This is a genomic window from Pseudomonas sp. Irchel s3h9, from assembly GCF_900187475.1.
In the GTDB taxonomy this organism is placed as follows: Bacteria; Pseudomonadota; Gammaproteobacteria; order Pseudomonadales; family Pseudomonadaceae; genus Aquipseudomonas; species Aquipseudomonas neuropathica.
Genome location: NZ_FYDH01000008.1, coordinates 215,183 through 239,564 on the forward strand (window position 1 = coordinate 215,183; position 24,382 = coordinate 239,564).

The following is a 24,382-nucleotide window of genomic DNA, read 5'->3' on the forward strand; positions in this document are numbered from 1 at the left end:
GACTCAGGCCGCTTCGAGTTCGCTGCACACCTTGACCACCTGCTCGCGCAACCACAGATTGGCGCTGTCCTGATCAACGCTCTGGCTCCATTGCATGTCGAGGGTAAAGCCCGGCAAGCCATTTGGCGCCTCGCAGTGATTGAACACCGCCTCGTTGGTCAGTAAACGCTGGATACGGCGGGGCAGGGTGAGGATGAAGTCGGTCCCCGTGATCATTTTCAATGCCGCGCTGTAGCTGTTCGAGCGCGCGACGATCTGACGCTTCTGCGCCTGCCGCGCCAGCCAGCCATCGACCATGTTGGTGGTTGATGTCCATGGCGTCGGGAACACGTGCCGGCGTTCGGTAAAAGCCTGCAGGCTCAGGCGCGGCTCCAGTGGCGTGGCGCGTTTGTCGAAGACGCAGACCAGATCGTCCTCCAGCAGCATTTGTGATTTCAGGTCAGCGTGATGACGGTGGAAGTTGGGGCCGAAGCTGATGACAAGATCGAGGCTGCCGTCGCGCAGCTCATCCGCCGGGACATCGGTCTCGAACTTGTGCATGTTGACCATCACCGGCAAATCGTCGAAGTCGAAACGCTTCAACAGACGCGGCAGGATCAGTTGCTCGAAGTATTCCGGGGCGCAGATATTGAAGGTGACGGCTTGTCGGGTCGGGTCGAACGTGGGGGCACCGGCGTGGCACAGGTTGATGCTTTCGAGGATTTTCTGCACATGGCCATACATGGTGCTGGCCTTGTAGGTCGGACGCATGCCGGTGCGGGTGTTGATAAACAGTTCGTCTTCGAAACTGGTGCGCAGTTTTTTCAAACAATAACTGACCGTGGACTGGCTGACGAACAGGGTTTCTGACACATCAGTGACGCTGCTCTGCTCATAAACAGCGATGAACACCATGAGATCCTGCATGTCGAGCTTTCTAAGCAAGTTACTGTTCAGCATCCGTTCCGTCTCGCTGTGCTCCTTGCGCTGAATCCGCGCAAACGTGTGCGAATGATCCTAACGGAACGATGGTGCCAGGACAAAGCCCTGTAGGACGTTTCACAGTCAGTTGTGGGACAGAAAGTTTTAGTAACACGACGTCACGGGGCAAACCGCAGAAAGATGGCCAGAGGCCTTTAGCCCGATCAGGAAAAGTGCCTCGCGTAATGCCGGGGATCGAAGCGCCACACCATCAACAGCATCACCACCATTACCGCTGTCAACGACCACCACGCCCACTCGAAGCTGCCCAGTTGATCGCGGATCATTCCAGCCATCAGCGGCGAGAGACCAGCAATCAGATAGCCAATGCCTTGCACAAATGCAGTCAGGCCACCGGCACGTTGCGGGTTGTCGAGGTGATCAAGCGAGACAATCAGGCTCATCGGGAACAACCCGCCAATGCCCAGCCCCAACAGGCATGGCCATAGCAGGCTGAATTGTTGCGGGCTGAGGATCAGGCCGCAAAATCCGCCGATGATCAGTGCCAGTAGTGTCATCAGAATCACACGCCGATCCCGGCAGCGATTGGCGATAGCCGGAACCACTAGACCGGAAATCACCTCCATGGCCGTCAGCAAACCCAACAGCAATCCGGCGTTCTGTTCGCTCCAGCCGTTTTCCACGTAGTACGGCGCGAGCCAGGCCAGCACGCAGGTATAGGACGCTGTCCCCAGACCAAAGAAGAGGGCCAGCAACCAGGCACGGGAATACTTGAAGAACGAATCCTTGCCGGCTGTCGCCGTTACGGTGGAGGACAGCTGGTTGCGTTGCGACCACCAGAACAGCAGCGCGATGAATGCCAGGATCGCCCAGATCGCCAAACCGCCGCGCCAGCTCCCGGTTTGCAGCATCACCAGCGGTGCGAACGAGGCCGCAATGGCCGCTCCACCCATGATCGACGTGACATACAGACCCATGCACAGCGCGACATTGTCGGCGAAGCGCGATTTGATCAGCGTCGGCATCAATGCCTGAATCAGTGCAATCCCGAGGCCGGCCAGCACCGCGCTGACGATCATTTCGGCGGCCGATTCGATGAACAGCCGCGACAGCGTCGCCAGGCCAATGATCAGCAGTGACAGGAAAACCGTCCGTTGCTCGCCCAGCCGCTGACCGATGCCAATGCCGAAAAACATCGCCAGCCCCATTGCCATCACCGGCAGCATGGTCAGCAGCGACGCGACGCTGAAGTTCAGCGGGATGTCAGCGCGAATGGCTGACAGTAATGGGCCGATTGCCGCCATCGACGGACGCAGATTGAGGGCTACGAGAATGATGGCGAGCATCAACCAGGCAGCGGGGCGAGCGGTAGTGCGGACGTTTTCCATCATCAGACCTTTGGGCGGGGCAGATGATTAAGCGCGGAGCGGTCTGGTTCGGGCAAACCAGAAAATCCACAGCAGTATTTAAAAAGTCGATATCCCCACTCTCTGTGGGAGCGAGCCTGCTCGCGAAAGCGGATTGTCTGTCAGCAAAAATATTGAATGTGCCGGCCTCTTCGCGAGCAGGCTCGCTCCCACAATGGACAACCGTGCTGTTTTTCTGAATAAAACCTGAACCATTCTCAAATACTTCACACTTTCATCGCATGGCCAACAGCCAACTAATCGTTGGCGTCTTTTTCACAAAAAATTGATGGTTGCCTGCTTAAAGTTTCTCGTGCCTTAGTTAATGAAATTTTCACAATTGAAATTTCTTTCATGGACCGAGGCTCTTCTTTTCAGGAATCGCCCTTTCTATGTTGAAGTTAAAAGCCGTGCGCCCGGAATGGGTGACGTTAATTGCCAGTGCCTTTCTTTTAATCGGCTGCAATTTTGTCCTCTGGCAACACCTGTTCGAGATCACCGCCGCCGATGGTAAGGGCATCGCCATGCGTGTGGCGTTCGGGGTGATGATTCTCGCGGCATTCAATATCGTGCTGACGGTCCTCGCCTTCCGTCCGCTGCTCAAGCCGCTGTTGACCGTGATATTTCTGATCAGCGGCGGCGTAGCTTACTTCATGAGTCAATATGGCGTCATGATCGATGCCGGCATGTTGCGCAACTTTGCCGAAACCAATGCAACGGAAGTGCGTGATCTGCTCTCGTTGAAGTTGTTTGCTTATATTCTACTGCTCGGTGTATTACCGTCCTGGTTGTTGTGGAAAGTTCCAGTCAACTATCGTCGTTGGCATCGTGAGTTAATCAGCAAAGTTATTGTCGGTGTTGCTTCTGTGGCGGTGATTGGTGGGGTGGCGCTGGCCAACTATCAGGGCTTGTCATCGCTGTTTCGCAATCACCACGAAATTCGCCTGATGCTGGTGCCCAGTAATTACATCGGTGCTTCGGCGGGTTATCTGCGTGAGCAAGTAGTCTCGGCGCGGCAGCCATTCATCAAGATCGGCGAGGACGCCGAGCGCAATCCGGATGTGAAGCTTCAACCGCGTAAATCCCTGACCGTGCTGGTGGTGGGTGAAAGTGCCCGGGCGGAGAACTTCGGTATCCTCGGCTATGACCGTGACACCACGCCGACACTCGATAAGGAAGCCGGGCTGATCGCCTTCACTGACGTGCATTCCTGCGGAACGGAAACGGCTGTTTCGGTGCCGTGCATGTTCTCCAACATGGGCCGCAAGGATTATGACGCCAGCAAGGCGAAGAATGAGGAAGGCCTGCTCGATGTGCTCAAACGTGCCGGTATCGATGTGATCTGGCGTGACAACCAGTCCGGTTGCAAAGGCACTTGCGACCGGGTCACCCTGCAAGATGTCAGCAACCTGAAAGACCCGGCGCTGTGTGCCAACAGCGAGTGCCGCGACGAAATCCTCCTGCAAGGTCTGCAAAGTTTTATCGACCATCTGGACAAGGACACCGTGCTGGTTTTGCACCAGATGGGCAGTCACGGCCCGGAATACTTCAAGCGTTATCCCAAGGAATACGAGCACTTCACCCCGGTGTGTGAAAGTAACGCGCTGAACAATTGCAGCCGCGAAAGTATCGTCAACGGTTACGACAACACGTTGGTGTATACCGACCATGTGTTATCGAGCCTGATCGATGTATTGCGCAGCAATCAGGACAAAGTCGATACCGCGATGTTGTACCTGTCGGACCACGGTGAGTCGCTGGGCGAGTACAACTTGTTCCTGCACGGTACGCCTTACATGTTGGCGCCAGAGCAACAAAAGCATGTAGCGATGCTGGCGTGGTTCTCCGATAACTATCAGAAGGCCTATTCGGTCGACACGCATTGCTTGCAAATGAGCCGTGACAAACCGCTGAGCCAGGACAACCTGTTCCACTCGATGCTTGGCCTGCTCGAGGTCAGGAGCAAGGTCTATCAGCCGGGTCTGGACATGTTTGCCGGTTGCCGAGGTGCGGTGATCGACGGCGTACTCGCCAAGGACTGAGGCCAATCGGCTCCGTCGTTCTGATACGACGGGGCTTTCTGCTTCTTTTGTCAGACTATTCTTGCTCTCTGGAAGGACATTTCGTTACAGCTCTTGCCCTTCACAGGCGCGTAAATCGCCAGTGGCGATATATACTGCGCGCCATTCTTCAAGGGAGAGCCGTGTGGCCATCGATATTCACTGGATTCGCGACAACGAAAGCCTCGCGCAGTTTTGCGCCGAGTGGCAGCAGCTGCCGTTCGTTGCCCTCGACACCGAATTCATGCGGGTCGACACTTTCTACCCGATTGCCGGCCTGTTGCAGGTGGGCGACGGCAAACGCGCCTACCTGATCGATCCGCTGACCATCAATGCCTGGCAACCGCTGGCTGCGTTGCTGGAGAACCCGGCGGTACTCAAAGTCCTGCACGCCTGCAGCGAAGACCTCGAAGTGCTGTTGCGCCTGACCGGCAGCCTGCCGGCCCCGATGTTCGACACGCAACTGGCCGCCGCTTACCTGAACCTCGGTTTCTCGATGGGCTATTCGCGACTGGTGCAAGAAGTGCTCGGCATCGAACTGCCAAAGGGCGAGACACGTTCCGACTGGTTGCAGCGTCCGCTGTCCGAGACGCAAATCAGCTACGCCGCCGAAGATGCCGTGCATCTGGCGGAGGTTTTCGTACAGCTGCGGCCGAAACTGTCTGACGACAAATTCGCCTGGGTGCTGGAGGACGGCGCTGAACTGGTCGCCAACCTGCGACGTGAAACCGACCCGTACGAGGTCTATCGCGAGGCCAAACTGGCGTGGAAACTCTCCCGTGCGCAACTGGCGGTTCTGCGTGAACTGTGCGCCTGGCGGGAAAAGGAAGCCCGCGCCCGCGATCTGCCGCGCAACCGCATCGTCCGCGAGCATTCGCTGTGGCCACTGGCCCGCACGCAACCGGACAACCTCGCGGCGCTGGGCAAAATCGAAGACATGCACCCGCGTACCGTGCGTCAGGACGGCCAATTTCTGCTTGATCTGATCAAGCGCTCTGGCAGTGTGGGGCCTGATCAATGGCCGCCCGCCGTAGCGGAGCCCTTGCCGATCGAAGCCGCCGCGTTGATCAAACAATTGCGCGCATTGGGCCAGGCTGAGGCCGAGCGTCTGGGCATTGCCCCGGAACTGATGCTGCGCAAGAAAACCCTCGAAGCCCTAGTCAAAAGTGGCTACCCCGAGGGTCCTTACCAATTGCCTGAGTCGTTGCGTGGCTGGCGCCGCGAACTCATGGGCCAGATGCTGCTCGACAGCCTGGCCACCGCCGGAGAACAGCCTTGAAACGTATTTGCTCTATTTACCAAAGCTCGAAGCGCAAGGGCATGTATCTCTATGTGCTCAAGAGCGATGAGCTGGAACGCGTGCCCGAGGCCCTGATGGCGGCTTTCGGCAAAGCCATATTTGCCTTCAGTCTGGTGTTGACGCCTGAGCGCAAACTGGCCAGCGAGGACATCGTCGTGGTCCTGGAAAACCTCGACAAGCAGGGCTATCACCTGCAAATGCCGCCGGCCGAGGACGAGTACATCGAGCACTTGCCCGAAGAGTTGCTGCGACGCAACGACCCGGTCTGATCTGCGCGGCTCTGTTCTGAGTCTCGGTTTACCCTGGAACTGTTTTTACCGCGATGGCCGGCTTAATCCGGCGGCCATCTGCACGGTTTGCGAAAGGTTTGAAGATGCGCGTTCTGATTGCTGAACACGACCACGCGATATACGCCCGGCTGCTGCGTCAGGCAGCGCCCGAGCTTGAAATACTGACCAGCGGCGACTCCGCCGAGCTGGCCCGGCAGGCCGCCGATTGCCCGGTGTGGCTGGGCCAGCCGGATTTGCTCGCGACTCTGTTGCGCCAGGGGCACCAGCCACAATGGCTGCAATCGACCTGGGCCGGTATCACACCATTGCTCGCTGACGGCTTGCGCCGCGATTACCGTTTGACCCGTGCAGTGGGGATTTTCGGTCAGGTGATGGCCGAGTATGTGCTGACCTACATCCTTGGCCATGAGCGCGAAGTGCTGGCGCGACTGGTCAGCCAGGTCGAGCGTAAATGGGACAACCGCAGCGGCCAGAGCCTGGTCGGGCGCAAAGTGCTGATCGTCGGCACCGGGGATATCGGCCAGAGTGTCGCGCAGTTCCTGCTGCCCTTCGGCATTGAGCTGTACGGGATTGCCAGCAGCGCCCGTGAGCAGGCGCCGTTTGTCGAGGTCGGTTCGATGGCTGATCTGCCGCGACTGGTGGGTGAAGTGGATTACGTGGTCAATCTGCTGCCGAACACCGAACACACCCACGATATCTACGACGCGGCGCTGTTCAAGCAATTCAAGCCAACCGGGTTGTTCATCAACGCCGGGCGCGGTGTCGCGGTGGTCGATGCCGATCTGGTGGACGCGTTGAAGGAAGGCCATCTGGCGGGGGCGGTGATCGACGTTTGCCGTCAGGAACCACTGCCGCAACGCCATCCATTCTGGACCGCTTGGGGCTTGCTGCTGACCGGGCACAGTTCGGCGCCGACGTCACCGGCGTTGATGGTGCAGCTGTTTGTCGAGAACCTGAAGGCGTATCAGGCGGGTGAAGCGTTGCGCGGGGAAGTGGATTTCAACCGCGGATATTGATCTCCTTGCTTCAGATCGTTCCCACGCTCCGCGTGGGAATGCAGCCGGGGACGCTCTGCGTCCCATTGGAACGCGGAGCGTCCCTTGAGTCATTCCCACGCGGAGCGTGGGAACGATCATTTGCGGTGTGGCTTAGAGGGTGAAGTCGCCTTCCACCGCCAGTTCATTCAGCGGGCGGCGCGGGCTCGGCTCTTCACGGGCCTGCAGGTATTCAGCCAGCGTTGCCTTGTCACCGAGTTTGCCAACGGCAACGGCCGCATGCAGTGCATAACCTTCAGGAATGTTCAGCTCTTTGCGCGTCAGTTCCTGATCGAACCCGGCCATGCCGTGGGTGTGCCAGCCACTGATGCTTGCTTGCAGCGCCAGATGGCCCCACGCCGAGCCGGTGTCGAAGGTATGCCACAGCGCCGGGGTTTCTTCAGTGGCGCCTGGTGCAGTGAAGGTGGTTTTCGAAATCACGATTACCAGCGCCGAGGCATGCTGCGCCCAGCTACGGTTGAATTCGTTGAGCAGACCCAGATAACGCTCCCAGTTTGGCGTATCGCGACGCGCATAGAGGAAACGCCAAGGTTGCGAGTTGTACGCCGAGGGCGCCCAGCGGGCCGCTTCGAAGAAACTCAGCAGGGTTTCTTCCGGGATCGCTTCGCCGGTGAAGGCGCGCGGTGACCAGCGGTCGGTGAATTGCGGGTGAATGGCGTAATCGGCAACGCGTGGGTTGGCACTCATCGAGAGATTCCTTGCTACGTTTGAGTCAGGGATTTGAATGAAAACCCGGCGGGATCAGTTGCGCTGAACGATGGGGTTTTCCGAGCCTGAGGGTTCACCACAATGCAACGCGGTCGCGCGTTAATGGCTTGCGGGCAAGGCTCCTTGCGACTGGCAAAGCTACGCGCCGCCACAAAAACTGACAAGCCCCGCGCAACCGGCAGTCGCCGACGCTTGGCCCGCAAGGCCTTGGGCACTAGACTGGCGGCCTTTTCACCACCTGATGTTGATGCTTGAGCCATGGCCGCCAAAGTCGAACCGTTCTGGAAACGCAAAACCCTCGATCAACTCGATCACCAGGAATGGGAATCGCTGTGCGACGGCTGTGGTCTGTGCTGCCTGCAAAAGCTTGAGGATGAGGAAGACAACAGCGTTTATTACACGCGCATCGCCTGCAAACTGCTGGACCTGAAAACCTGCCAGTGCAGCGATTATCCGAACCGCATCAAGTTTGTCCCGGACTGCATCCAGCTCACCCCGGGGCAGGCCGAAGAGTTCAAATGGCTGCCGCCGACCTGCGGTTATCGACTGGTCAGCGAAGGCAAGGATCTGCCGTTGTGGCACCACCTGGTCTGCGGCGATCGCGACGCGGTGCACCACGAGCGGATTTCCCAGTCCGGGCGCATGCTCGCCGAAGGCAGCGTGCCGGAGGATGACTGGGAGGATCACCTGATTTTCCGCGCGGGCTGAATACCTGCTGATTCAAGCTTTACCAAGGAGTGCGTATGGCTGTCGGATTGCAGCGAGCGTTGATGATTGCGCTGCTGGCGCTGAGCGCCCCGGTGTGGGCGGCGAAGAAAGTCGATCTGGATTATCACGTGCGCCTGTTGCCGCAAAGCGATCAGGCCGAGGTGCGCCTGACCCTGGGCAAAGGCGAGGCGGTGCGCAGTCTCGATTTCGACCTTGGCGACGGTAGCCATTACAGCGATTTCAAGGCTGACGGCCATTGGCTGCTGACCCCGGGCAAAAACGCCCGGGGCGTCTGGCGCCCGACCAGTGACAAGGCCAGCCTGACTTACCGCGTGCGCATCAGCCACGGGCGCAAGAACGGCAGTTTCGACACCCGCATGACCCCGAACTGGGCGTTGATGCGTGGCGATGAACTGGTGCCGCCAGCCAAACTCGATCAGCAGGACGGCACCGAACTGATCGCGCGTCTGCAATTCGAATTGCCCGATGGCTGGAAAAGTATCGAAACCGCTTGGCCGCGCATCGGCAAGAACAAATTCCGCATCGACAACCCGTCACGCCTGTTTGATCGTCCGACTGGCTGGATGCTCGCCGGCCATCTCGGCAGCCGCCGTACGCGCCTGGGCGAAACCGAAGTCACCGTGGCCTCGCCGCAAGGGCAGGGCATGCGCCGGATGGACGTGCTGACCCTGCTTACGTTCGTCTGGCCGCAGGTGCAGGCGGTTTATCCACGCCATCCGGCGAAACTGTTGATCGTCGGTGCCAATGACCCGATGTGGCGCGGCAGCCTCGGCGCACATGAATCCATCTACGTGAACACGCGATTGCCGCTGGTCAGCGAAAGCGGCAGCAGTGCGCTGGTGCGCGAGCTGGCGCAGGTGTTCGGGCGGATTAACGACGAGCAGCGCAGCGACTGGATCAGCGAGGGTTTTGCCGAGTATTACGCCATTGAACTGGTGCGCCGTGCCGGCGGCATGAGCGATGAGCGTTATCAGGCACTACAGACGAAACTGGCCAGGGACGGCCAGAAAGTCACCACGTTGCGCGGCGAGCAGATCAGCCCGGCGCAGGTGGCGAAAGCGGTGTTGCTGTTGCAGGAACTGGATCGCGAAATTCGCTTGAAGACGCGCAACAAGCGTTCGCTGGATGACGTGTTGCGTGGGGCGATGCATCTGGGGACGGTGAGTACCAAAGAGTTTGTGCAACTGGCCGAGAGCGTGCTCGACGAGTCCTCCAAGGTCCTCGATACCGCATTACTGCAGTAATACCGCTATCGCTGGCAAGCCAGCTCCCACAGTGCTTTGGGATGGGCACAAAATCAGTGCACAACCCATAAGCCGATTTTGGGCTGGGCAAAAATTCTGTGGTCTCCACAGAACCTGTGGGAGCTGGCTTGCCAGCGATGAGGCCGTCAGCCCCACCGCAATTCTCGGATCAAACCCCGGCTTTCGGCGATTTCACCGAATCATTGCCGGTCACGGTGGCAGTGCTGGTCGCCGCTTCGGCATTGGCTTTCAGCTTGCTCAACTCTTCCCCGGCGCGCTCGATCTTCGCCCGCACGTTGTTCATGTCCTGACGACTTTTCTCAAACAGGCTTTTCACCGAACTGTGCCCGGTAATCCCGCGCGCCATGGCCACGCCGCCAATCGCCACCTGAATCAACCCGAACACGCCGCCACGGCGCAGGCCTTTACCGACCATGATCACGCCGCCCGCGAGTGAGCCGATGCGCTCCCAGCCTTCGACGTTCTGCTCGGAACGGCTCTGGAACGGGGTGGATTCGATACGTTCGACACGTTTGAGCTCGGTCATGATCTTTCTCCAGGCAATGAGTAATGGATAAACAAGCTGACTGCCGGAGCGGTCAGCTCGTTCCATCGGATGTGCGACGCTTTAGCGGAATTTTGGTCCGGAGCGGGTGTTCAAGCCCTTGGCCATGCGGTCGTAGAGCACGACGTTGACCGTGGCGGCGAGGTTCATGCAGCCGGTGGTCGGGATGTACACGACGTCTTCGCACCAGTCGCGGATCTCTTTGTCCAGCGAACCGTCTTCGGGGCCGAAGATATAAAGGGCGCGATCCGGGTGGGTGTATTCCGGCAGCGGGCGGGCGCCTTCGACCAGTTCCACGGCGACGGGCACGCAGTTGAGCGGGAGGATCTTTTTCAGGTCATCGATGCCGATCAGCGGAATGTCGTAGTGCACGCGCTTGGTGTCAGTGACGAAGTCGGCGGCGCGTTCATAACGTTTGCCGGTGTAGAACACCGAGGCCACGCCATAGCAGCCTGCGGCGCGCATCACCGAACCGACGTTTTCCGGTGATTTGGGGTTATACAAACCAATGCAGCTGTACCGTTTGTCTGCCACGAGCGGGGTGCCTTCGGGAAAAAGAGCGCGATTATACGGGGATTGGGAGAGGGCGGCACCGCTCGTTCCCACGCTCTGCGTGGGAACGTCTCTTCGGACGCTCTGCGTTCGGCTTTGCAAGGGACGCGGAGCGTCCCGGGCTGCATTCCCACGCAGAGCGTGGGAACGATCATGACTGGCTTATTCTTCTTTCTTCATCAGCCCGGCCAGCGCGGCAAACGGGTTATGCGTTGCCTTGGCGATCTTCGGCGTGCTCAGCGAGCCTTCGCTGAAATACTGCTGATCGGTATAGCGCGAGTGTTCGTTGTCGTGGCAATACAGGCACAACAATTCCCAGTTCGAGCCGTCCTGCGGGTTGTTGTCGTGGTTGTGGTCGCGGTGGTGCACGGTCAGTTCGCTCAGGCGCTTGCCGGAAAACTCACGGGTGCAGCGGCCGCAGACGTGCGGGTACATCTTCAGGGCCTTGTCGCGGTAGCCCATTTCCTTGTCGCGCTGGTTGTCGGCGAGGATGCGATCCAGCTTCGACGTATTGGTTGGAGTGGACGAACTCATGGGTTCACCTTTGTAAAAGACTGATGACGGTTATGCGCAGAGTTTAGCTCAGCCCTTGAGCTTCTCGGCAATCCAGATCGTGTGGCGCGTGCCCTTGTTGCCGTGGGCGAAGACCTGGACTTCTTCGGCCTTGAAACCGGCCTTCTTCAATTTGTCGGAAAACAGCCGATCGGCGCTGGCCGACCACACCGCCAGCACACCTTTCGGTCGCAATGCTTTGGCGCAGGCATTCAGACCAGCGGCGGAGTACAGCCAGCTATTGGCCTTCTGCGTCAGGCCTTCGGGGCCGTTGTCGACGTCGAGCATAATCGCGTCGAAACCGTTCGGCTCACTTTGCAGCACCTTGGCTACGTCGTCCTGACGGATCACCGTGCGCGGATCGAGCAACGGACGTCCGGACTTTTCGCCGAGCGGGCCACGGTTCCATTCGACCACGCCGGGCACCAGTTCAGCGACCACCACTTCGGCAGTCTTGCCCAGATGCTTGAGCGCGGAGGCGAGGGTGAACCCCATGCCCAGACCGCCGATCAGCACCCGCGAATTCGCCCGGCCAGCGACCTTGCGGCACGGAATTTCGGCCAGCGCATCTTCGGAACCGTGCATGCGCGTGTTCATCAATTGTCCGCCGTCGCCGCCCTGGATCTTGATGACAAAATCCTCGCCATACTCGAACAGGCACAGGGCACCGCCGCTTTCAGGGATCGGGGTGGTGTCGAGCAGAACGAAACGTTTCATGGAAATCTCTACAAGGGGGAAGGCAAGCAGGCCCGTTGGGAGTAGCCTGAGCGCAGACTAAGGCCAAACGGAGCCCTTGATGAAGCGCACCATTCTAACGGTCATTGCCCTGGCCGCGCTCTCGATTACTGCAGTGCAGGCGCAGCAGGTCGTTCCAGTCAGCCCGGCGCCGCAACCCGGCTCGCCCGGCACCGCTACACCGACACCGTATCCGCAGATCACACCGATCAATATTCCCAAGTCTGGCGCTGGCAGTGGCAGCCCGCCGCTGGTGCCGATTGAAATGCCCAGTCCGCCGAGCAAGGATCAATCGGTGCCGGGCATCGAGCCGAGTGGCACCAAGGCGAAATCCCCCGGCGGTTAAACCTGTTGCGCCGCCAGTTGGCCGTCGGCCATGCGCAGGCGTTTCGACAGAGAGACGGCGAGGGCGCGGATGATTTTCGCGGCGATCTTCGGCGCGTCGTTGAGCATTTTTTCCAGCGAGTCTTTGCCGAGGTTCAATAGCTGACAGTTCGTCGCCGCCACGCACGTTGCCGAGCGCCGTTCGCCATCGAGCACGGCCATCTCGCCGAACGCCCGACCACTGCGCAGGGTAGCCATGGTGATGACCTGGCCATCGGGCCCGGTTTTCTGCACGGCCACCTGGCCGGTGTGGAGGATGCACATGAAACTGCCGGCATCGCCCTCGCGGAAAATCGCTTCGCCTTCAGCCACGGTACTGATGCTGAAGTAGCCGGAAGCGGCCGCAAAGTCGGCCAACTGCAATTGATCGAACAGGCCGCAGTCCATCAGCCAGTCGCGGATTTCGTTGTTCAGGAAGGTTGGTTCTGACATGTCGTCACGGTCTTTTTGTTTTCACTGTTTCAGGCTTCACACGGTCCCCATGTAGGAGCTGCCGAAGGCTGCGATCTTTTGATCTTGCCTTTGAAAAAATCCAAATCAAAAGATCGCAGCCTTCGGCAGCTCCTACAGGGATGTGTGGGGTATCGGCCTCTTGGGTCTGCAATTAAGACCCAAGTGACCAACGGAGTTCCTCAGGCCAGACCCAAAACCTTGAAAACAAATGCGTATTCGAGCGCTACGTCACGTAATCCCTGATAACGCCCGCTCATCCCGCCATGTCCGGCGCCCAATTCAGTCTTGAGCAGCAGCACGTTGTCGTCGGTTTTGGATGCGCGCAGTTTCGCCACCCACTTGGCCGCTTCCCAGTACTGCACGCGGCTGTCGTTGTAACCGGCGATCACCAGCATCGCTGGATAATTCTGTGGGCTGACGTTTTCGTACGGTGCATAAGCCTTGATCCGCTCGTAAACCTCCGGCTCTTCGGGATTGCCCCACTCGTCGTACTCGGTGACGGTCAGCGGCAGATCGGGATCGAGCATGGTGTTGAGCACGTCGACGAACGGCACTTCAGCAATCGCAACGCCGAACAGATCCGGCCGCTGGTTCAACACCGCACCAATCAGCAGACCACCGGCGCTGCCGCCGCTGATCGCCAGTTTATCGGCCGTGGTAATGCCGTTGAGGACCAGAAATTCGGCGCAGGCAATGAAGTCGCTGAAGGTGTTGTGCTTGTGTTCCTGCTTGCCGGCGCGATACCAGGCTTCGCCCAGCTCACCGCCGCCACGCACATGCGCAATGGCGAAGGCCATGCCACGATCCAGAAGGCTCAGGCGGGCGTGGGAGAACCACGGATCAAGGCTCGAACCGTAAGCGCCGTAACCATAGAGATACAGCGGCACGGCTTTGCCAACCATTTCGCGCTTCATCACCAGGCTGATCGGCACTTGCGTACCGTCCGGCGCAGTCGCCCACAAGCGCTGGCTGACGTAGGCATCGGCGTCGAACGGGCCGAGCACCGGGGTTTCTTTCAACACCGCTTGTTCGCCGCTGGCGAGGATCAGTTGGCGAACTTGCGCCGGACGGTTCAACGCCTCGTAGCGCAGGCGAATGCGGTCGCTCTCGAACTCCAGGCTGTTTTGCACATAGAGACTGTAGGCCGCGTCCGGCAATTGCACGCGATACGGCGCCAGACCGTGTGGGTGAACTTCGATAATCGGCAGTCCGCCCTCGCGCAAGCTCAGGGTCATCGCCTCGGTGTTCAGACTGACGCCATCGAGCATCACCGTATCGCTGTGGGGGATCAGGTTCTGCCAGTCGGCTTCGGTCGGCGCGGTGCCGGTGTCCGGTGCCTGATACAAGGCATAGTTGATGCCGTCACGGTTGGTGCGGATAAACCACGTCCACACGCCATCGAGCAGGCCGTGATCGACATCATATTCATGATCCTCGACCCGCGGCGCCAGGCAAGTGAACGGCAGGTGCGGCTGGTGGGCGTCCAGCGCCCAGACTTCGCTGGTGGTCTTGCTGCCCAGCGACAACAGCAGTTGCTGCTCGGAACTGGAACGGTAGCAGTGCAGGAAGAAACGCCCGTCCGGCTCGTGGAAAACTTCTTCGGCAGCGGTGCCGTCGAGGCGGTAACGGAACAGCTTGTGTGGACGATGGGTGTCGTCGAGTACGCCGAAAAACAGGGTCAGGCTGTCATTAGCCCAGGTCATGCTGCCGTCGCAGTCTTCGAATTCCAGTTCGCTGACTTTGTCGTTGGCCAGTTCCTTGACAAACAACGTGTAAATCTCATCGCCCGAAGCGTCGACGCTGTAGGCCAGACGCTGGTGATCCGGGCTGATGCTGAACGCGCCCAGCGAGAAAAAACCACCGTTGGCCAGTACATTCGGGTCGAGCAGCAGTTGTTCGCGACTTTCATCGAGGGTCAGACTGTCGTCCGCCGGGCGTGGGCAGCGGTAGTGCCGGGCGTACTCGTCGCCCGCCGTGGTGCGCGTGTAATACAGGTACGGACCCCAAGGCGAGGGTAGGGACAGGTCGGTTTCCAGAATCCGGCCCTTGATCTCTTCGAACAGGCTTTCACGCAATTCGGCCTGATCGGCGGTTTGCGCTTCCTGGAAGGCGTTTTCGGCTTTGAGGTAATCGAGCACCGCGTCGGTGTCGCGCTCCTGCAGCCAGGCATACGGGTCGGCACCGGGCGCCTTGTGGGCGATCGGGGCACTGATGGCGTTGGCGGATTCGGACATGAAAGGCTCTCGGACAATGTACGGAATAAGGGTTTTCGCAGCGTTTGAAACCGCCGCAGACCCTATAGGAGTGAGCCTGCTCGCGATAAGGCCGGCACATTCAACATCAATGTTGTCAGGCTGTCCGTCATCGCGAGCAGGCTCACTCCTACAGGTCGCATGTCTATTGGGACAAGCCTGACGGGCGAAAAGTCGTTACTATAAGCGCCTCTTTGCCTGCCTTGCCATGGACACCATGACCGAGAACGACTATCTGATCGCCTGGGGCCTCTACGCCTTTGCTGCTGTGGGCTGCCTGTTGGTATGGATGCGCCTGACCACCTGGATGTGGCGCTGGTTGCGCGAACCGCTGCGCGTCTTGATGGCCGTGTTGTTGTTCAGCCCGACCATCATTGATCCGGTGAAAGCCAAAGTTGCGCCGTCCATCGCCATTACTGCGCTGGATCTGGCCTTCAAGGTCGGCAACAACGCCTGGCGTGCAGTCTCCGATCTGTTCATGTACGGCATGATCGCCTTTGGCATCTATCTGATTTTCGTGGCGATCCGCTTCCCGATCGAGCGTGCTTCCCGTGCGCGTCGTGAACAGGCAGAAGCCGCCAAGGCCGCCGCTCGCGCTGATGACCGCGACGACGATCAGCCGTTTGGCGGCGCCGGCGATGACCGCTATGGCCGTCCCCCTCTGCCAAACAATCCGCAGCGTATGCGGGTCGAGCCGCGCCTGTAACCCGAGAGTCCGCACATGTGTGAATTACTGGGCATGAGTGCCAACGTGCCGACCGATATCGTGTTCAGCTTCACCGGCCTGATGCAGCGCGGCGGTCGCACCGGTCCGCACCGCGACGGCTGGGGCATCGCCTTTTATGAAGGCCGTGGCTTGCGTCTGTTTCAGGACCCGGCGGCGAGTTGCGAGTCGGAAGTCGCCAATCTGGTGCAGCGTTATCCGATCAAAAGCGAAGTGGTCATCGGCCACATCCGCCAGGCCAACGTCGGCAAGGTCTGCTTGTCCAACACCCACCCGTTCGTCCGCGAACTGTGGGGACGCAACTGGTGCTTTGCGCACAACGGCCAGCTCGCCGATTTCACCCCGATCAAAAGCTTCTATCGCCCGGTCGGCGATACCGACAGCGAGGCGGCTTTCTGCGATTTGCTCAACCGCGTGCGTGCAGCATTCCCGGAACCGGTCGATATAGAAGAGCTGCTGCCGGATCTGGTCGCCGCGTGCGCCGAATACCGCAGCAAAGGCGTGTTCAACTGCCTGCTCAGCGATGGCGACTGGCTGTTCTGCTATTGCTCGACCAAACTCGCACAGATCACTCGCCGCGCCCCGTTCGGCCCGGCGCGTCTGAAAGATGTCGACGTGATCGTCGATTTCCAGGCGGAAACCACGCCCAACGACGTGGTCACGGTGATCGCCACCGAGCCTTTGACCGAAAACGAAACCTGGACCCGCTACGAACCGGGCCAATGGAGCCTGTGGCGACGCGGCGAATGCGTCAGTCAGGGCAAGACCGAATAAGGATTGCACCCCATGTTGCTCAGTTATGTACGGCTGGTGTTGTTTGCGGCGGGCCTGTTGATCGGTGTCCAGGTGCCAGGCTTCATCAACGATTACGCGAAACGCGTGGAGGCGCACCTGATCGAGGCGCAGACCGGCCTGCGCGGTTTTCAGGGCACCGCCGAGCAGTTTTTCAAGGGCGATATGCAGGCGCTGGTGGCGCATTACCGCGCCAGCGAAGACCCGGTGTTTCGTAGCGATGCCGACAGCCTGAGCACCTTGCTCAGCCGCCAGATTGCGCTGGACAAGCAGTTCCAGGCGATGCAAGGCCCGTGGTACATCCGCTTCCTGCAAGTGGTGCTGGCCGCCGACCCGGACATTCGCAAGGAAACCTGGAATGGCTACAGCTACCAGATCCTGCTGACCCCGGAAGCAATGATCTGGGGCATGAGCGGCGCGCTGTTGCTGTCGTTCGGGATTGAATGCGTGTTCCGTCTGATTGACTGGGTGGTGCTCGGTGGCCGGCGCTTGCGCCAGAGCCGACCGATCGAAGACCGCGACGTGCGCGGCCTCTGATGATCGTTCCCACGCTCTGCGTGGGAATGCCTCAACGGACGCTCTGCGTTCGGCTTTCGAGGGACGCGGAGCGTCCCGGGCTGCATTCCCACGCGGAGCGTAGGAACGATCAACTTAAAGCGATGTAGTCCTTGCCCACCTTGATCGCATATCCCTCCAGCACCTGCTGACACAACGTCACAATCTCCTCGACCCACTCAACCCCCATGCGCCACGACACCACCACCTGCAAATTCGGTGGCCGTTGATCAATGGTCAGCAAGGTCAATTCCCCCCGCGCCAACTCTTCGGCCACCAGAACCGGCGGCAGCACACCAATCCCAAATCCATCACGCAATAACCGGGTAATCGCCGACACCGAATTCACGCAATTCAAACGTGGCGCCAGTACGCCATTGGCCTGCATCAACGCCAGCAGGTCCTGATGCGGCCGGGAGTTTTTCGAGTAGGTGATGATCCGTTCCTGCGCCAGTTCGGCAAGGTCGGCGTAGTCGCGGTTGTAGATCGAATTACTGGCGACAATCCAGCCTAGCGGATGGCTGGCCAGCTCCAGACTGCGCACGCTTTCATGGCGGATCAGATCGGTTTGCAGAACGATGTCGAGAAAGCCTTTTTGCAGCTGATCGCAGAGGTTCAGCGAAGTATCCGCCACCAGCTCGATTTCCACCCGAGGGTACAGATCAGTCATCTGCGCGACCAACGGGCTGAGCCAGGTGTGGATTACCGTGTCCATCACGCCGATGCGCACGCGGCCGACCTTGCTTGAGCGAGTCTCGATCGATTGCTTGAGCGCCGACATCGTGTCGAGCATCTGCTCGGCATATTCCAGCACTTTCAAGCCTTCGGGCGTCAGGCTGACACCGCGTGAATCGCGCAAAAACAGCTTCACCCCCAGCTCACCTTCCAGTACCGCGATGCGGCTGGAAATCGACGCCTGGGTGGTGAACAGCTTGTCGGCGGTCAGGCGAAAACTCTTCAGTCGGGCGACCCAGACAAAGGTCTCGAGAAACTTCAGGTTCATGGGCAAGGCTCGGGTGACAAATTTTTCTTATGGCTAAGGCGGGTTTTTATTCGTTGGACGCAGCAGGGCCGCGCGACGAAAAATCGACGCATCCGGTCCCCACGATAGGCGTCGTCGGGGCTACGAACAAGACCAATAAAAAACCTGCGGAGATAAGCCATGCGTGCTCCCGACACCCTAGAAGTCCCCAAGGCAACGGCGCGTCCGGGGCCGTTCGACTGGTATCGCAACATCAACCAGCAGGAGCGTCGCACGTTCTGGAGCTGCAAGATCGGCTACGGTCTGGACGGCATGGACACGCAGATGCTCAGCTTCGTCGTGCCGACACTGATCGCGATGTGGGGCATCACCACCGGCGAAGCAGGACTGATTCACACCAGCACATTGATCGCTTCGGCCATCGGCGGTTGGGTTGCGGGGATTCTCTCTGACCGCATCGGCCGTGTACGCACCTTGCAACTCACCGTGCTGTGGTTCGCCTTCTTCACCTTTCTCTGCGGCTTCGCGCAAAACTACGAACAACTGTTGATCGCACGCACGTTGATGGGCTTCGGTTTCGGCGGCGAATGGACCGCCGGCGCGGTGCTGATCGGCGAGGTGATCCGCGCCAAGGACCGTGGCAAAGCGGTGGGCATGGTGCAATCCGGTTGGGCGCTGGGCTGGGGGCTGACGGCGATTTTATATGCGCTGCTGTTCTCGGTGTTGCCGCCGGAAGACGCCTGGCGCGCCTTGTTCATCCTCGGCATCGTGCCGGCGATTTTCGTGATTTTCGTCCGTCGTCTGGTCAAGGATCCGGAGATCTATCGCGAGGCCAAGGCCCAACAAACGCCGGAGACTCAGTCGAAGTTCTACGAGATCTTCGCCCCCGGCATGCTCTTCACCACGTTTCGCGCTTCACTGCTGACCACCGGCGCGCTGGGCGGCTATTACGCGATCACTTCCTGGCTGCCGACCTTCCTGAAAAACGAACGCGGCTTGAGCGTGCTGGGCACGGGGGGTTATCTGGCGATGGTGATTGTCGGTTCCTACGTCGGCTATGTGATCAGCGCCTATCTGACTGACCTGCTGGGGCGGAAAAAGAACTTCATCCTCTTCGCTGTCGGTTCGTTCACCATCGTTCTGCTCTATACGCAACTGCCGGTGAGCAACGGCGTGATGCTGTGGCTGGGCTTCCCGCTGGGCTTCTTTGCCTCGGGGATTTTCAGCGGCATGGGCGCGTTTCTGACTGAACTGTTTCCTACGCGAATTCGTGGTTCGGGGCAGGGCTTTTGCTACAACATCGGTCGGGCGCTGGCGGCATTGTTTCCGCTGCTGATTGGTCTGCTTAGCCAGAAAGTTCCGTTGAGCGTAGGCATTGGCGCCTTTGCGGCGGTGTCCTACGGCGTGGTGATTATCGCGGCACTGAGTCTGCCGGAAACCCGTGGCAAGCAACTCGATGCGCAGTAACTGATAACCTGCAAAGCAAAGTCCTACAGATAAAAAGACAAGCACCTACAGGAGTGTTCACCGTGAGCCGCCTGCTATTGAATTGCGACATAGGCGAGAGCTTCGGCAGTTGGACCATGGGTCTGGACGCCGAAATCATGCCCTTCATCGATTGCGCCAACGTGGCCTGTGGTTTCCACGCCGGCGATCCGAGCATCATGCGCAAGACCGTCAGCCTGGCGTTGAGCCACGGCGTGCAGATCGGCGCACACCCGGCCTATCAGGATCTGGTCGGTTTCGGTCGCCGCTCCATGGCGTACTCCGCGCAAGAGCTGCAAGACATCCTGCATTACCAGATCGGCGCTCTCGACGGCATTTGCAAAGCCCAGGGTGGGCGCGTCAGTTACGTCAAACCCCATGGCGCGATGTACAACGACATGATGGCCAACCCGGCACAATTGCGTGCGGTGATTCAGGCGGTGGCCGCTTACGACCGCAGCCTGCCGCTGATGCTGATGGCCACCCGCGACAACGCCGCCGCGCAGCAGATCGGCGATGAGTATGGCGTGATCCTGTGGTTCGAAGCTTTCGCCGACCGCGCTTACGACAGTGCCGGCAAACTGGTTTCACGACAATTACCGGGCGCGGTGCATCACGACCCGGAAAAAATCATTGAACAAGCCCTGACCATTGCCCGTGGCGACAACCTCACCGCCAGCGACGGCAGCGCCTTGCGTCTGCACGCCAACACCCTCTGCGTACACGGCGACAATGCCGGTTCGGTGGCTGCCGTGCAGCGCATTCGCGAGGCCTTGAGTCAGCAGCGTGCCTCATGAACCCAAGGATTGAAGTGGTGGCACTGGATTGCCTGATGCTGCGTCTGTTTGATGAGATCGCCGAAGCCAACATGCCGTGGATGCTCGCTGCCAGTGAGTGTTTGCGCGGGGCATTCGGCGCGCAACTGATCGATCTGGTGCCGTCCTATACGACGTTGATGGTGCATTACGATCTGACTGCACTGAGCCCGAGTCAGGCGCGGGAATTGATTGCCGAGGCGTTGATCGACCTGTCGCCGAATGCGCGAACTGGCGGTCAATGTCATGTGTTGCCGGTCTGGTATGACCTCAGCGTCGGGCCAGAATTGAGCCTGCTCGCCGAGCGTAGTGGGCTGGCAGTGGAGGAGGTGATCCGTCGTCACAGCGGACGTGAATATCAGGTATTCGCCCTGGGTTTCGCACCGGGGTTCGCCTTTATGGGGCTGGTCGAAGAGGTTCTGGCGGCGCCACGTCTTAACACGCCGCGCAAGAAAGTCGCTGCGGGCAGTGTCGGCATTGCCGAGCGCCAAACCGCTGCGTATCCCGTGGTCTCGCCCGGTGGCTGGAACCTGATCGGCCGCACCCCGGCGAAACTGTTCGATCGCACACGTGATGGCTACAGCCTGATGCAACCGGGCGACACCGTGCGATTCGAGGCGGTCAGTCATGCCGAGTTCATCAATCTGGGCGGCGATGACACACCACTGGAGGCGCTGGCATGAGCCGACTGAGGATTGAAGCGAGTACACCGCTGTGCCTGTTGCAGGACGCGGGCCGTTTCGGCGTACGGCATCTGGGCGTGACCCAGGGCGGCGCGGCAGACTGGTGTTCGATGAGTTGGGCCAACTGGCTGCTCGGCAATGGACTGGATGTGCCGGTGATCGAAATCACGCTTGGCGGCTTTGCCGTAGTCGCTGAAGACGATTGCTTGCTGGCGCTGGCCGGAGCTGATCTTGGCGCGCAGATTGAGGGTCAACCGCTGGCGCCGTGGCGCAGTTTCAAGTTGGGTAAAGGACAGAAGTTGCTGTTCACGCAACCGCTGCATGGTGCCCGGGCGTATCTGGCGGCGCCCGGCGGTTTCGACGCTCCGAAGGTCTTGGGCAGTAGTGCGACGGTGGTGCGCGAAGAACTCGGCGGACTCGATGGCATGGGCTTGCCGTTGGCCAAGGGTTCGACGCTGAGTTATCACGGGGAAGCGCGATTGGTTCGCGAAGTGCCATTGGCGTTGCGGCCGGATCTGAAATCGACTGCACCGCTGGATCTGGTGCTCGGCGCGCAGATCGGCCAGTTCAGCGGGCAGAGTCTGTTTGATGTGTTCAACAGTGCCTGGACGCTCGACAGTCGCGCCGATCGCATGGGCATTCGTTTGCTGGGCAAGGCGTTGGAATATCAGGGCCAGCCGATGATTTCCGAGGGGATTCCCTTGGGCGCGGTGCAAGTGCCGCCGGATGGCCAGCCGATTGTGTTGCTCAATGATCGGCAGACGATTGGCGGGTATCCACGGCTGGGCGCGTTGACGCCGTTGGCGTTAGCGCGGTTGGCGCAGTGTCTGCCGGGGGCGCAGATACGGTTGCGGCCGGTGGTGCAAGACGTCGCGCACCGTGAGCACATCAATTATCTGCAGCGCTTCAAAGATAGCTAGAAGCATCGCGAGCAGGCTCACTCCTACAGGGGAACGCATTCCAAATGTAGGAGTGAGCCTGCTCGCGATAGCGTCCGTCCAGACAAAGCAGGTTATTTGGAAAGAAACCGCATCCCTTCCTCAAGCCCGCGCAACGTCAACGGATACATCTGATCCTCGATCAGATCCCGTACGATATTGGTCGACGAGGTATAGCCCCAGGTGTCTTTCGGGTACGGATTGATCCAGATGAGCTTCTTGTACTTCTCCATGAAGCGCTGCATCCACACGTAACCCGGCTCTTCGTTCCAGTGCTCGACACTGCCGCCGGCCTGGGTAATTTCATACGGCGCCATGGCGGCGTCACCGATGAAGATCACTTTGTAGTCGGCGCCGTACTTGTGCAGCAGGTCCTGGGTCGAAGTGCGCTCCGAGGTGCGGCGCATATTGTTCTTCCACACCGATTCATAAACGAAGTTGTGGAAGTAGAAATACTCCAGATGCTTGAACTCGGTCTTGCAGGCCGAGAACAGTTCCTCGCAGATCTTCACGTGCGCGTCCATCGAGCCGCCGATGTCGAACAGCAACAACAACTTCACCGTGTTGCGCCGTTCCGGGCGCATCTGAATATTCAGCAGACCGGCGTCCTTGGCGGTGTGGTCGATGGTGCCGTCAATATCCAGCTCTTCCGCCGCGCCCTGACGAGCGAATTTGCGCAGTCGGCGCAGGGCGACTTTGATGTTGCGCGTGCCCAATTCCACCGAATCATCGAGGTTCTTGTACTCGCGCTGATCCCAGACTTTCACGGCTTTGCCCTGGCGCTTGCCAGCATCGCCGACCCGAATGCCTTCCGGGTTGAAGCCACCGGAGCCGAACGGGCTAGTGCCGCCAGTGCCAATCCATTTGTTGCCGCCGGCGTGGCGTTCCTTCTGTTCTTCCAGACGCTTCTTGAACTCTTCGATCAGTTTGTCGAGGCCGCCGAGGGACTGGATCTGCGCGCGTTCTTCGTCGCTTAATGAGCGCTCGAACTCCTTACGCAGCCAGTCTTCGGGAATCAATGCCTGCAAGTGATCGTCGAGCTTTTCCAGGCCATTGAAGTAGGCGCCGAACGCACGGTCGAACTTATCGAAATGGCGTTCGTCCTTCACCAGAATCGCCCGCGACAAGTAATAGAACTCGTCCATGTCGGCGAAGGTCACGCGCTGTTTCAGCGCGTTGATCAGGTCGAGCAGCTCACGCACCGACACCGGCACCTTGGCTGCACGCATTTCATTGAAGAGGTTGAGCAGCATAACGATGGCCCCTGCTTACAAGTGCTTAGCGAGAGCCGCGACGGCTCATGAACGCCAGGCGCTCAAGCAATTGCACGTCCTGTTCATTCTTCACCAAAGCACCGGCCAGCGGCGGAATCGCCTTGGTTGGATCGCGCTCGCGCAACACCGCTTCGCCGATGTTGTCGGCCATCAGCAGTTTCAGCCAGTCCACCAGCTCCGAGGTCGACGGCTTCTTCTTCAGGCCCGGCACCTTGCGCACGTCGAAGAACACGTCCAGCGCTTCGCTGACCAGATCCTTCTTGATGTCCGGGTAGTGCACGTCGACGATTTTTTGCAGGGTGGTGCGGTCGGGAAAGGCAATGTAATGGAAGAAGCAGCGGCGCAGGAAGGCGTCCGGCAGCTCTTTCTCATTGTTGGAGGTAATGATGATGATCGGCCGTTTTTTCGCCTTGATGGTCTCGTCGATTTCGTAAACGTAGAACTCCATCTTGTCGAGTTCTTGCAGCAGGTCGTTGGGGAACTCGATGTCGGCCTTGTCGATTTCGTCGATCAGCAAAATGACCCGCTCCTCGGACTCGAAAGCCTCCCAGAGCTTGCCCTTCTTCAGGTAATTGCGCACGTCGTGGACTTTTTCGTTGCCCAATTGCGAGTCGCGCAGACGGCTGACCGCATCGTATTCGTAGAGACCCTGATGGGCCTTGGTGGTGGACTTGATGTGCCAGGTGATCAACTTGACGCCGAACGATTCGGCCAGTTGCTCGGCGAGCATGGTCTTGCCGGTGCCCGGCTCGCCCTTGACCAGCAGCGGCCGCTCCAGGGTGATGGCGGCGTTGACCGCCAGCTTCAGGTCATCGGTGGCGACGTAGGCCTGGGTGCCTTCGAACTTCATCTGCTAATCCTCGAACGGTAACGCCGACCTGACGGGCAGGGCGGGGGCGAAATAATCGGATGCCCGACTATAACGCGC

General features: G+C 59.5%; 26 protein-coding genes. 14 read left to right on the plus strand and 12 right to left on the minus strand.

From position 1 onward, the window contains the following. Window positions 1-3: 3 nt before the first annotated feature. Both CKW26_RS15510 and CKW26_RS15515 read right to left on the minus strand, forming a co-directional pair. The gene (locus tag CKW26_RS15510) at window positions 4-939 is read right to left on the minus strand and encodes a LysR family transcriptional regulator (protein WP_095049246.1); all 936 of its coding nucleotides are present in this window, start codon (window positions 937-939) and stop codon (window positions 4-6) included. 185 nt (window positions 940-1,124) lie between these two features. After that, window positions 1,125-2,309 carry a cyanate transporter gene (locus CKW26_RS15515; RefSeq protein ID WP_095049247.1) on the minus strand — a complete coding sequence of 395 codons (1,185 nt, stop codon included), beginning with the start codon at window positions 2,307-2,309 and terminating at the stop codon, window positions 1,125-1,127. A 410-nt stretch (window positions 2,310-2,719) separates the two neighbouring features. Between CKW26_RS15515 and CKW26_RS15520 the strand changes: the two genes are divergently transcribed. The 4 genes from CKW26_RS15520 to CKW26_RS15535 all read left to right on the plus strand — a co-directional run bounded on the left by CKW26_RS15520 (window position 2,720) and on the right by CKW26_RS15535 (window position 6,993). Continuing rightward, complete coding sequence (locus CKW26_RS15520) at window positions 2,720-4,369, plus strand: phosphoethanolamine transferase (protein WP_095049248.1); 1,650 nt, start codon at window positions 2,720-2,722, stop codon at window positions 4,367-4,369. Between the two features lie 163 nt (window positions 4,370-4,532). Continuing rightward, window positions 4,533-5,666 carry a ribonuclease D gene (rnd, locus tag CKW26_RS15525; RefSeq protein WP_095049249.1) on the plus strand — a complete coding sequence of 378 codons (1,134 nt, stop codon included), beginning with the start codon at window positions 4,533-4,535 and terminating at the stop codon, window positions 5,664-5,666. Beyond that, window positions 5,663-5,956 (plus strand): YcgL domain-containing protein, encoded by a 294-nt coding sequence (locus CKW26_RS15530; RefSeq protein ID WP_093438239.1) that lies wholly within the window; start codon window positions 5,663-5,665, stop codon window positions 5,954-5,956. The genes rnd and CKW26_RS15530 overlap by 4 nt, the downstream gene beginning before the upstream one ends. A gap of 104 nt (window positions 5,957-6,060) precedes the next feature. Next, entirely contained in the window at window positions 6,061-6,993 is a 933-nt protein-coding gene (locus tag CKW26_RS15535; protein ID WP_095049250.1) for a D-2-hydroxyacid dehydrogenase, read from the plus strand. 132 nt (window positions 6,994-7,125) lie between these two features. Here the strand turns inward: CKW26_RS15535 and CKW26_RS15540 are convergent, their stop codons facing one another. Then, on the minus strand, window positions 7,126-7,719 hold the full coding sequence (locus CKW26_RS15540; RefSeq protein ID WP_095049251.1) for a nitroreductase family protein: 594 nt from the start codon (window positions 7,717-7,719) through the stop codon (window positions 7,126-7,128). Between the two features lie 279 nt (window positions 7,720-7,998). On the opposite strand from CKW26_RS15540, the gene CKW26_RS15545 reads away from it, so the two are divergent. Both CKW26_RS15545 and CKW26_RS15550 read left to right on the plus strand, forming a co-directional pair. Then, window positions 7,999-8,448 carry a YcgN family cysteine cluster protein gene (locus CKW26_RS15545; RefSeq protein WP_093438229.1) on the plus strand — a complete coding sequence of 150 codons (450 nt, stop codon included), beginning with the start codon at window positions 7,999-8,001 and terminating at the stop codon, window positions 8,446-8,448. A 35-nt stretch (window positions 8,449-8,483) separates the two neighbouring features. Further along, the gene (locus CKW26_RS15550; RefSeq protein WP_095049252.1) at window positions 8,484-9,713 is read left to right on the plus strand and encodes a hypothetical protein; all 1,230 of its coding nucleotides are present in this window, start codon (window positions 8,484-8,486) and stop codon (window positions 9,711-9,713) included. A 169-nt stretch (window positions 9,714-9,882) separates the two neighbouring features. Here the strand turns inward: CKW26_RS15550 and CKW26_RS15555 are convergent, their stop codons facing one another. The 4 genes from CKW26_RS15555 to CKW26_RS15570 form a co-directional block, all read right to left on the minus strand. After that, window positions 9,883-10,260 carry a DUF2892 domain-containing protein gene (locus CKW26_RS15555; protein WP_095049253.1) on the minus strand — a complete coding sequence of 126 codons (378 nt, stop codon included), beginning with the start codon at window positions 10,258-10,260 and terminating at the stop codon, window positions 9,883-9,885. A gap of 81 nt (window positions 10,261-10,341) precedes the next feature. Then, a complete protein-coding gene (locus CKW26_RS15560; RefSeq protein WP_007911337.1) occupies window positions 10,342-10,812 on the minus strand; it encodes an RNA methyltransferase in 471 nt (156 codons plus the stop codon). A 180-nt stretch (window positions 10,813-10,992) separates the two neighbouring features. After that, window positions 10,993-11,364 (minus strand): YajD family HNH nuclease, encoded by a 372-nt coding sequence (locus tag CKW26_RS15565; protein WP_095049254.1) that lies wholly within the window; start codon window positions 11,362-11,364, stop codon window positions 10,993-10,995. A gap of 48 nt (window positions 11,365-11,412) precedes the next feature. Next, the gene (locus CKW26_RS15570; RefSeq protein WP_095049255.1) at window positions 11,413-12,099 is read right to left on the minus strand and encodes a spermidine synthase; all 687 of its coding nucleotides are present in this window, start codon (window positions 12,097-12,099) and stop codon (window positions 11,413-11,415) included. A gap of 79 nt (window positions 12,100-12,178) precedes the next feature. Here CKW26_RS15570 and CKW26_RS15575 point away from each other — a divergent pair, with 79 nt between their 5' ends. Continuing rightward, the gene (locus CKW26_RS15575; RefSeq protein ID WP_095049256.1) at window positions 12,179-12,463 is read left to right on the plus strand and encodes a hypothetical protein; all 285 of its coding nucleotides are present in this window, start codon (window positions 12,179-12,181) and stop codon (window positions 12,461-12,463) included. Here CKW26_RS15575 and CKW26_RS15580 read toward each other — a convergent pair. Both CKW26_RS15580 and CKW26_RS15585 read right to left on the minus strand, forming a co-directional pair. Next, window positions 12,460-12,933 (minus strand): cyclic nucleotide-binding domain-containing protein, encoded by a 474-nt coding sequence (locus CKW26_RS15580; protein WP_034153174.1) that lies wholly within the window; start codon window positions 12,931-12,933, stop codon window positions 12,460-12,462. The genes CKW26_RS15575 and CKW26_RS15580 overlap by 4 nt on opposite strands. A gap of 200 nt (window positions 12,934-13,133) precedes the next feature. Beyond that, on the minus strand, window positions 13,134-15,188 hold the full coding sequence (locus CKW26_RS15585) for a S9 family peptidase (protein WP_095049257.1): 2,055 nt from the start codon (window positions 15,186-15,188) through the stop codon (window positions 13,134-13,136). 226 nt (window positions 15,189-15,414) lie between these two features. Between CKW26_RS15585 and CKW26_RS15590 the strand changes: the two genes are divergently transcribed. Genes CKW26_RS15590 through CKW26_RS15600 form a run of 3 tightly spaced genes read left to right on the plus strand, consistent with a single transcriptional unit; the run spans window position 15,415 to window position 17,259 of the window. Next, window positions 15,415-15,912 (plus strand): MFS transporter, encoded by a 498-nt coding sequence (locus CKW26_RS15590; RefSeq protein WP_095049258.1) that lies wholly within the window; start codon window positions 15,415-15,417, stop codon window positions 15,910-15,912. A gap of 15 nt (window positions 15,913-15,927) precedes the next feature. After that, window positions 15,928-16,704, plus strand: a complete 777-nt coding sequence (locus CKW26_RS15595; RefSeq protein ID WP_007911322.1) for a class II glutamine amidotransferase — start codon at window positions 15,928-15,930, stop codon at window positions 16,702-16,704. 12 nt (window positions 16,705-16,716) lie between these two features. Next, entirely contained in the window at window positions 16,717-17,259 is a 543-nt protein-coding gene (locus CKW26_RS15600) for a DUF2937 family protein (RefSeq protein WP_095049259.1), read from the plus strand. A 109-nt stretch (window positions 17,260-17,368) separates the two neighbouring features. On the opposite strand, the gene CKW26_RS15605 is transcribed toward CKW26_RS15600, so the two are convergent. Continuing rightward, window positions 17,369-18,280, minus strand: a complete 912-nt coding sequence (locus tag CKW26_RS15605) for a LysR family transcriptional regulator (protein WP_095049260.1) — start codon at window positions 18,278-18,280, stop codon at window positions 17,369-17,371. Between the two features lie 159 nt (window positions 18,281-18,439). Between CKW26_RS15605 and CKW26_RS15610 the strand changes: the two genes are divergently transcribed. The 4 genes from CKW26_RS15610 to CKW26_RS15625 all read left to right on the plus strand — a co-directional run bounded on the left by CKW26_RS15610 (window position 18,440) and on the right by CKW26_RS15625 (window position 22,162). Continuing rightward, entirely contained in the window at window positions 18,440-19,726 is a 1,287-nt protein-coding gene (locus CKW26_RS15610) for an MFS transporter (protein ID WP_034153180.1), read from the plus strand. Window positions 19,727-19,788: 62 nt separating this feature from the next. Then, entirely contained in the window at window positions 19,789-20,541 is a 753-nt protein-coding gene (locus CKW26_RS15615; protein WP_095049261.1) for a 5-oxoprolinase subunit PxpA, read from the plus strand. Continuing rightward, complete coding sequence (locus CKW26_RS15620) at window positions 20,538-21,242, plus strand: allophanate hydrolase subunit 1 (RefSeq protein WP_095049262.1); 705 nt, start codon at window positions 20,538-20,540, stop codon at window positions 21,240-21,242. Before CKW26_RS15615 ends, CKW26_RS15620 begins: the two co-directional genes overlap by 4 nt. Continuing rightward, complete coding sequence (locus CKW26_RS15625) at window positions 21,239-22,162, plus strand: biotin-dependent carboxyltransferase family protein (protein WP_095049263.1); 924 nt, start codon at window positions 21,239-21,241, stop codon at window positions 22,160-22,162. Before CKW26_RS15620 ends, CKW26_RS15625 begins: the two co-directional genes overlap by 4 nt. A 92-nt stretch (window positions 22,163-22,254) precedes the next feature. Here the strand turns inward: CKW26_RS15625 and CKW26_RS15630 are convergent, their stop codons facing one another. Together CKW26_RS15630 and CKW26_RS15635 are read right to left on the minus strand one after the other, a co-directional pair. Then, a complete protein-coding gene (locus CKW26_RS15630) occupies window positions 22,255-23,433 on the minus strand; it encodes a VWA domain-containing protein (RefSeq protein WP_007911295.1) in 1,179 nt (392 codons plus the stop codon). A gap of 25 nt (window positions 23,434-23,458) precedes the next feature. Beyond that, entirely contained in the window at window positions 23,459-24,304 is an 846-nt protein-coding gene (locus CKW26_RS15635) for a MoxR family ATPase (protein WP_095049264.1), read from the minus strand. Window positions 24,305-24,382: the final 78 nt, after the last annotated feature.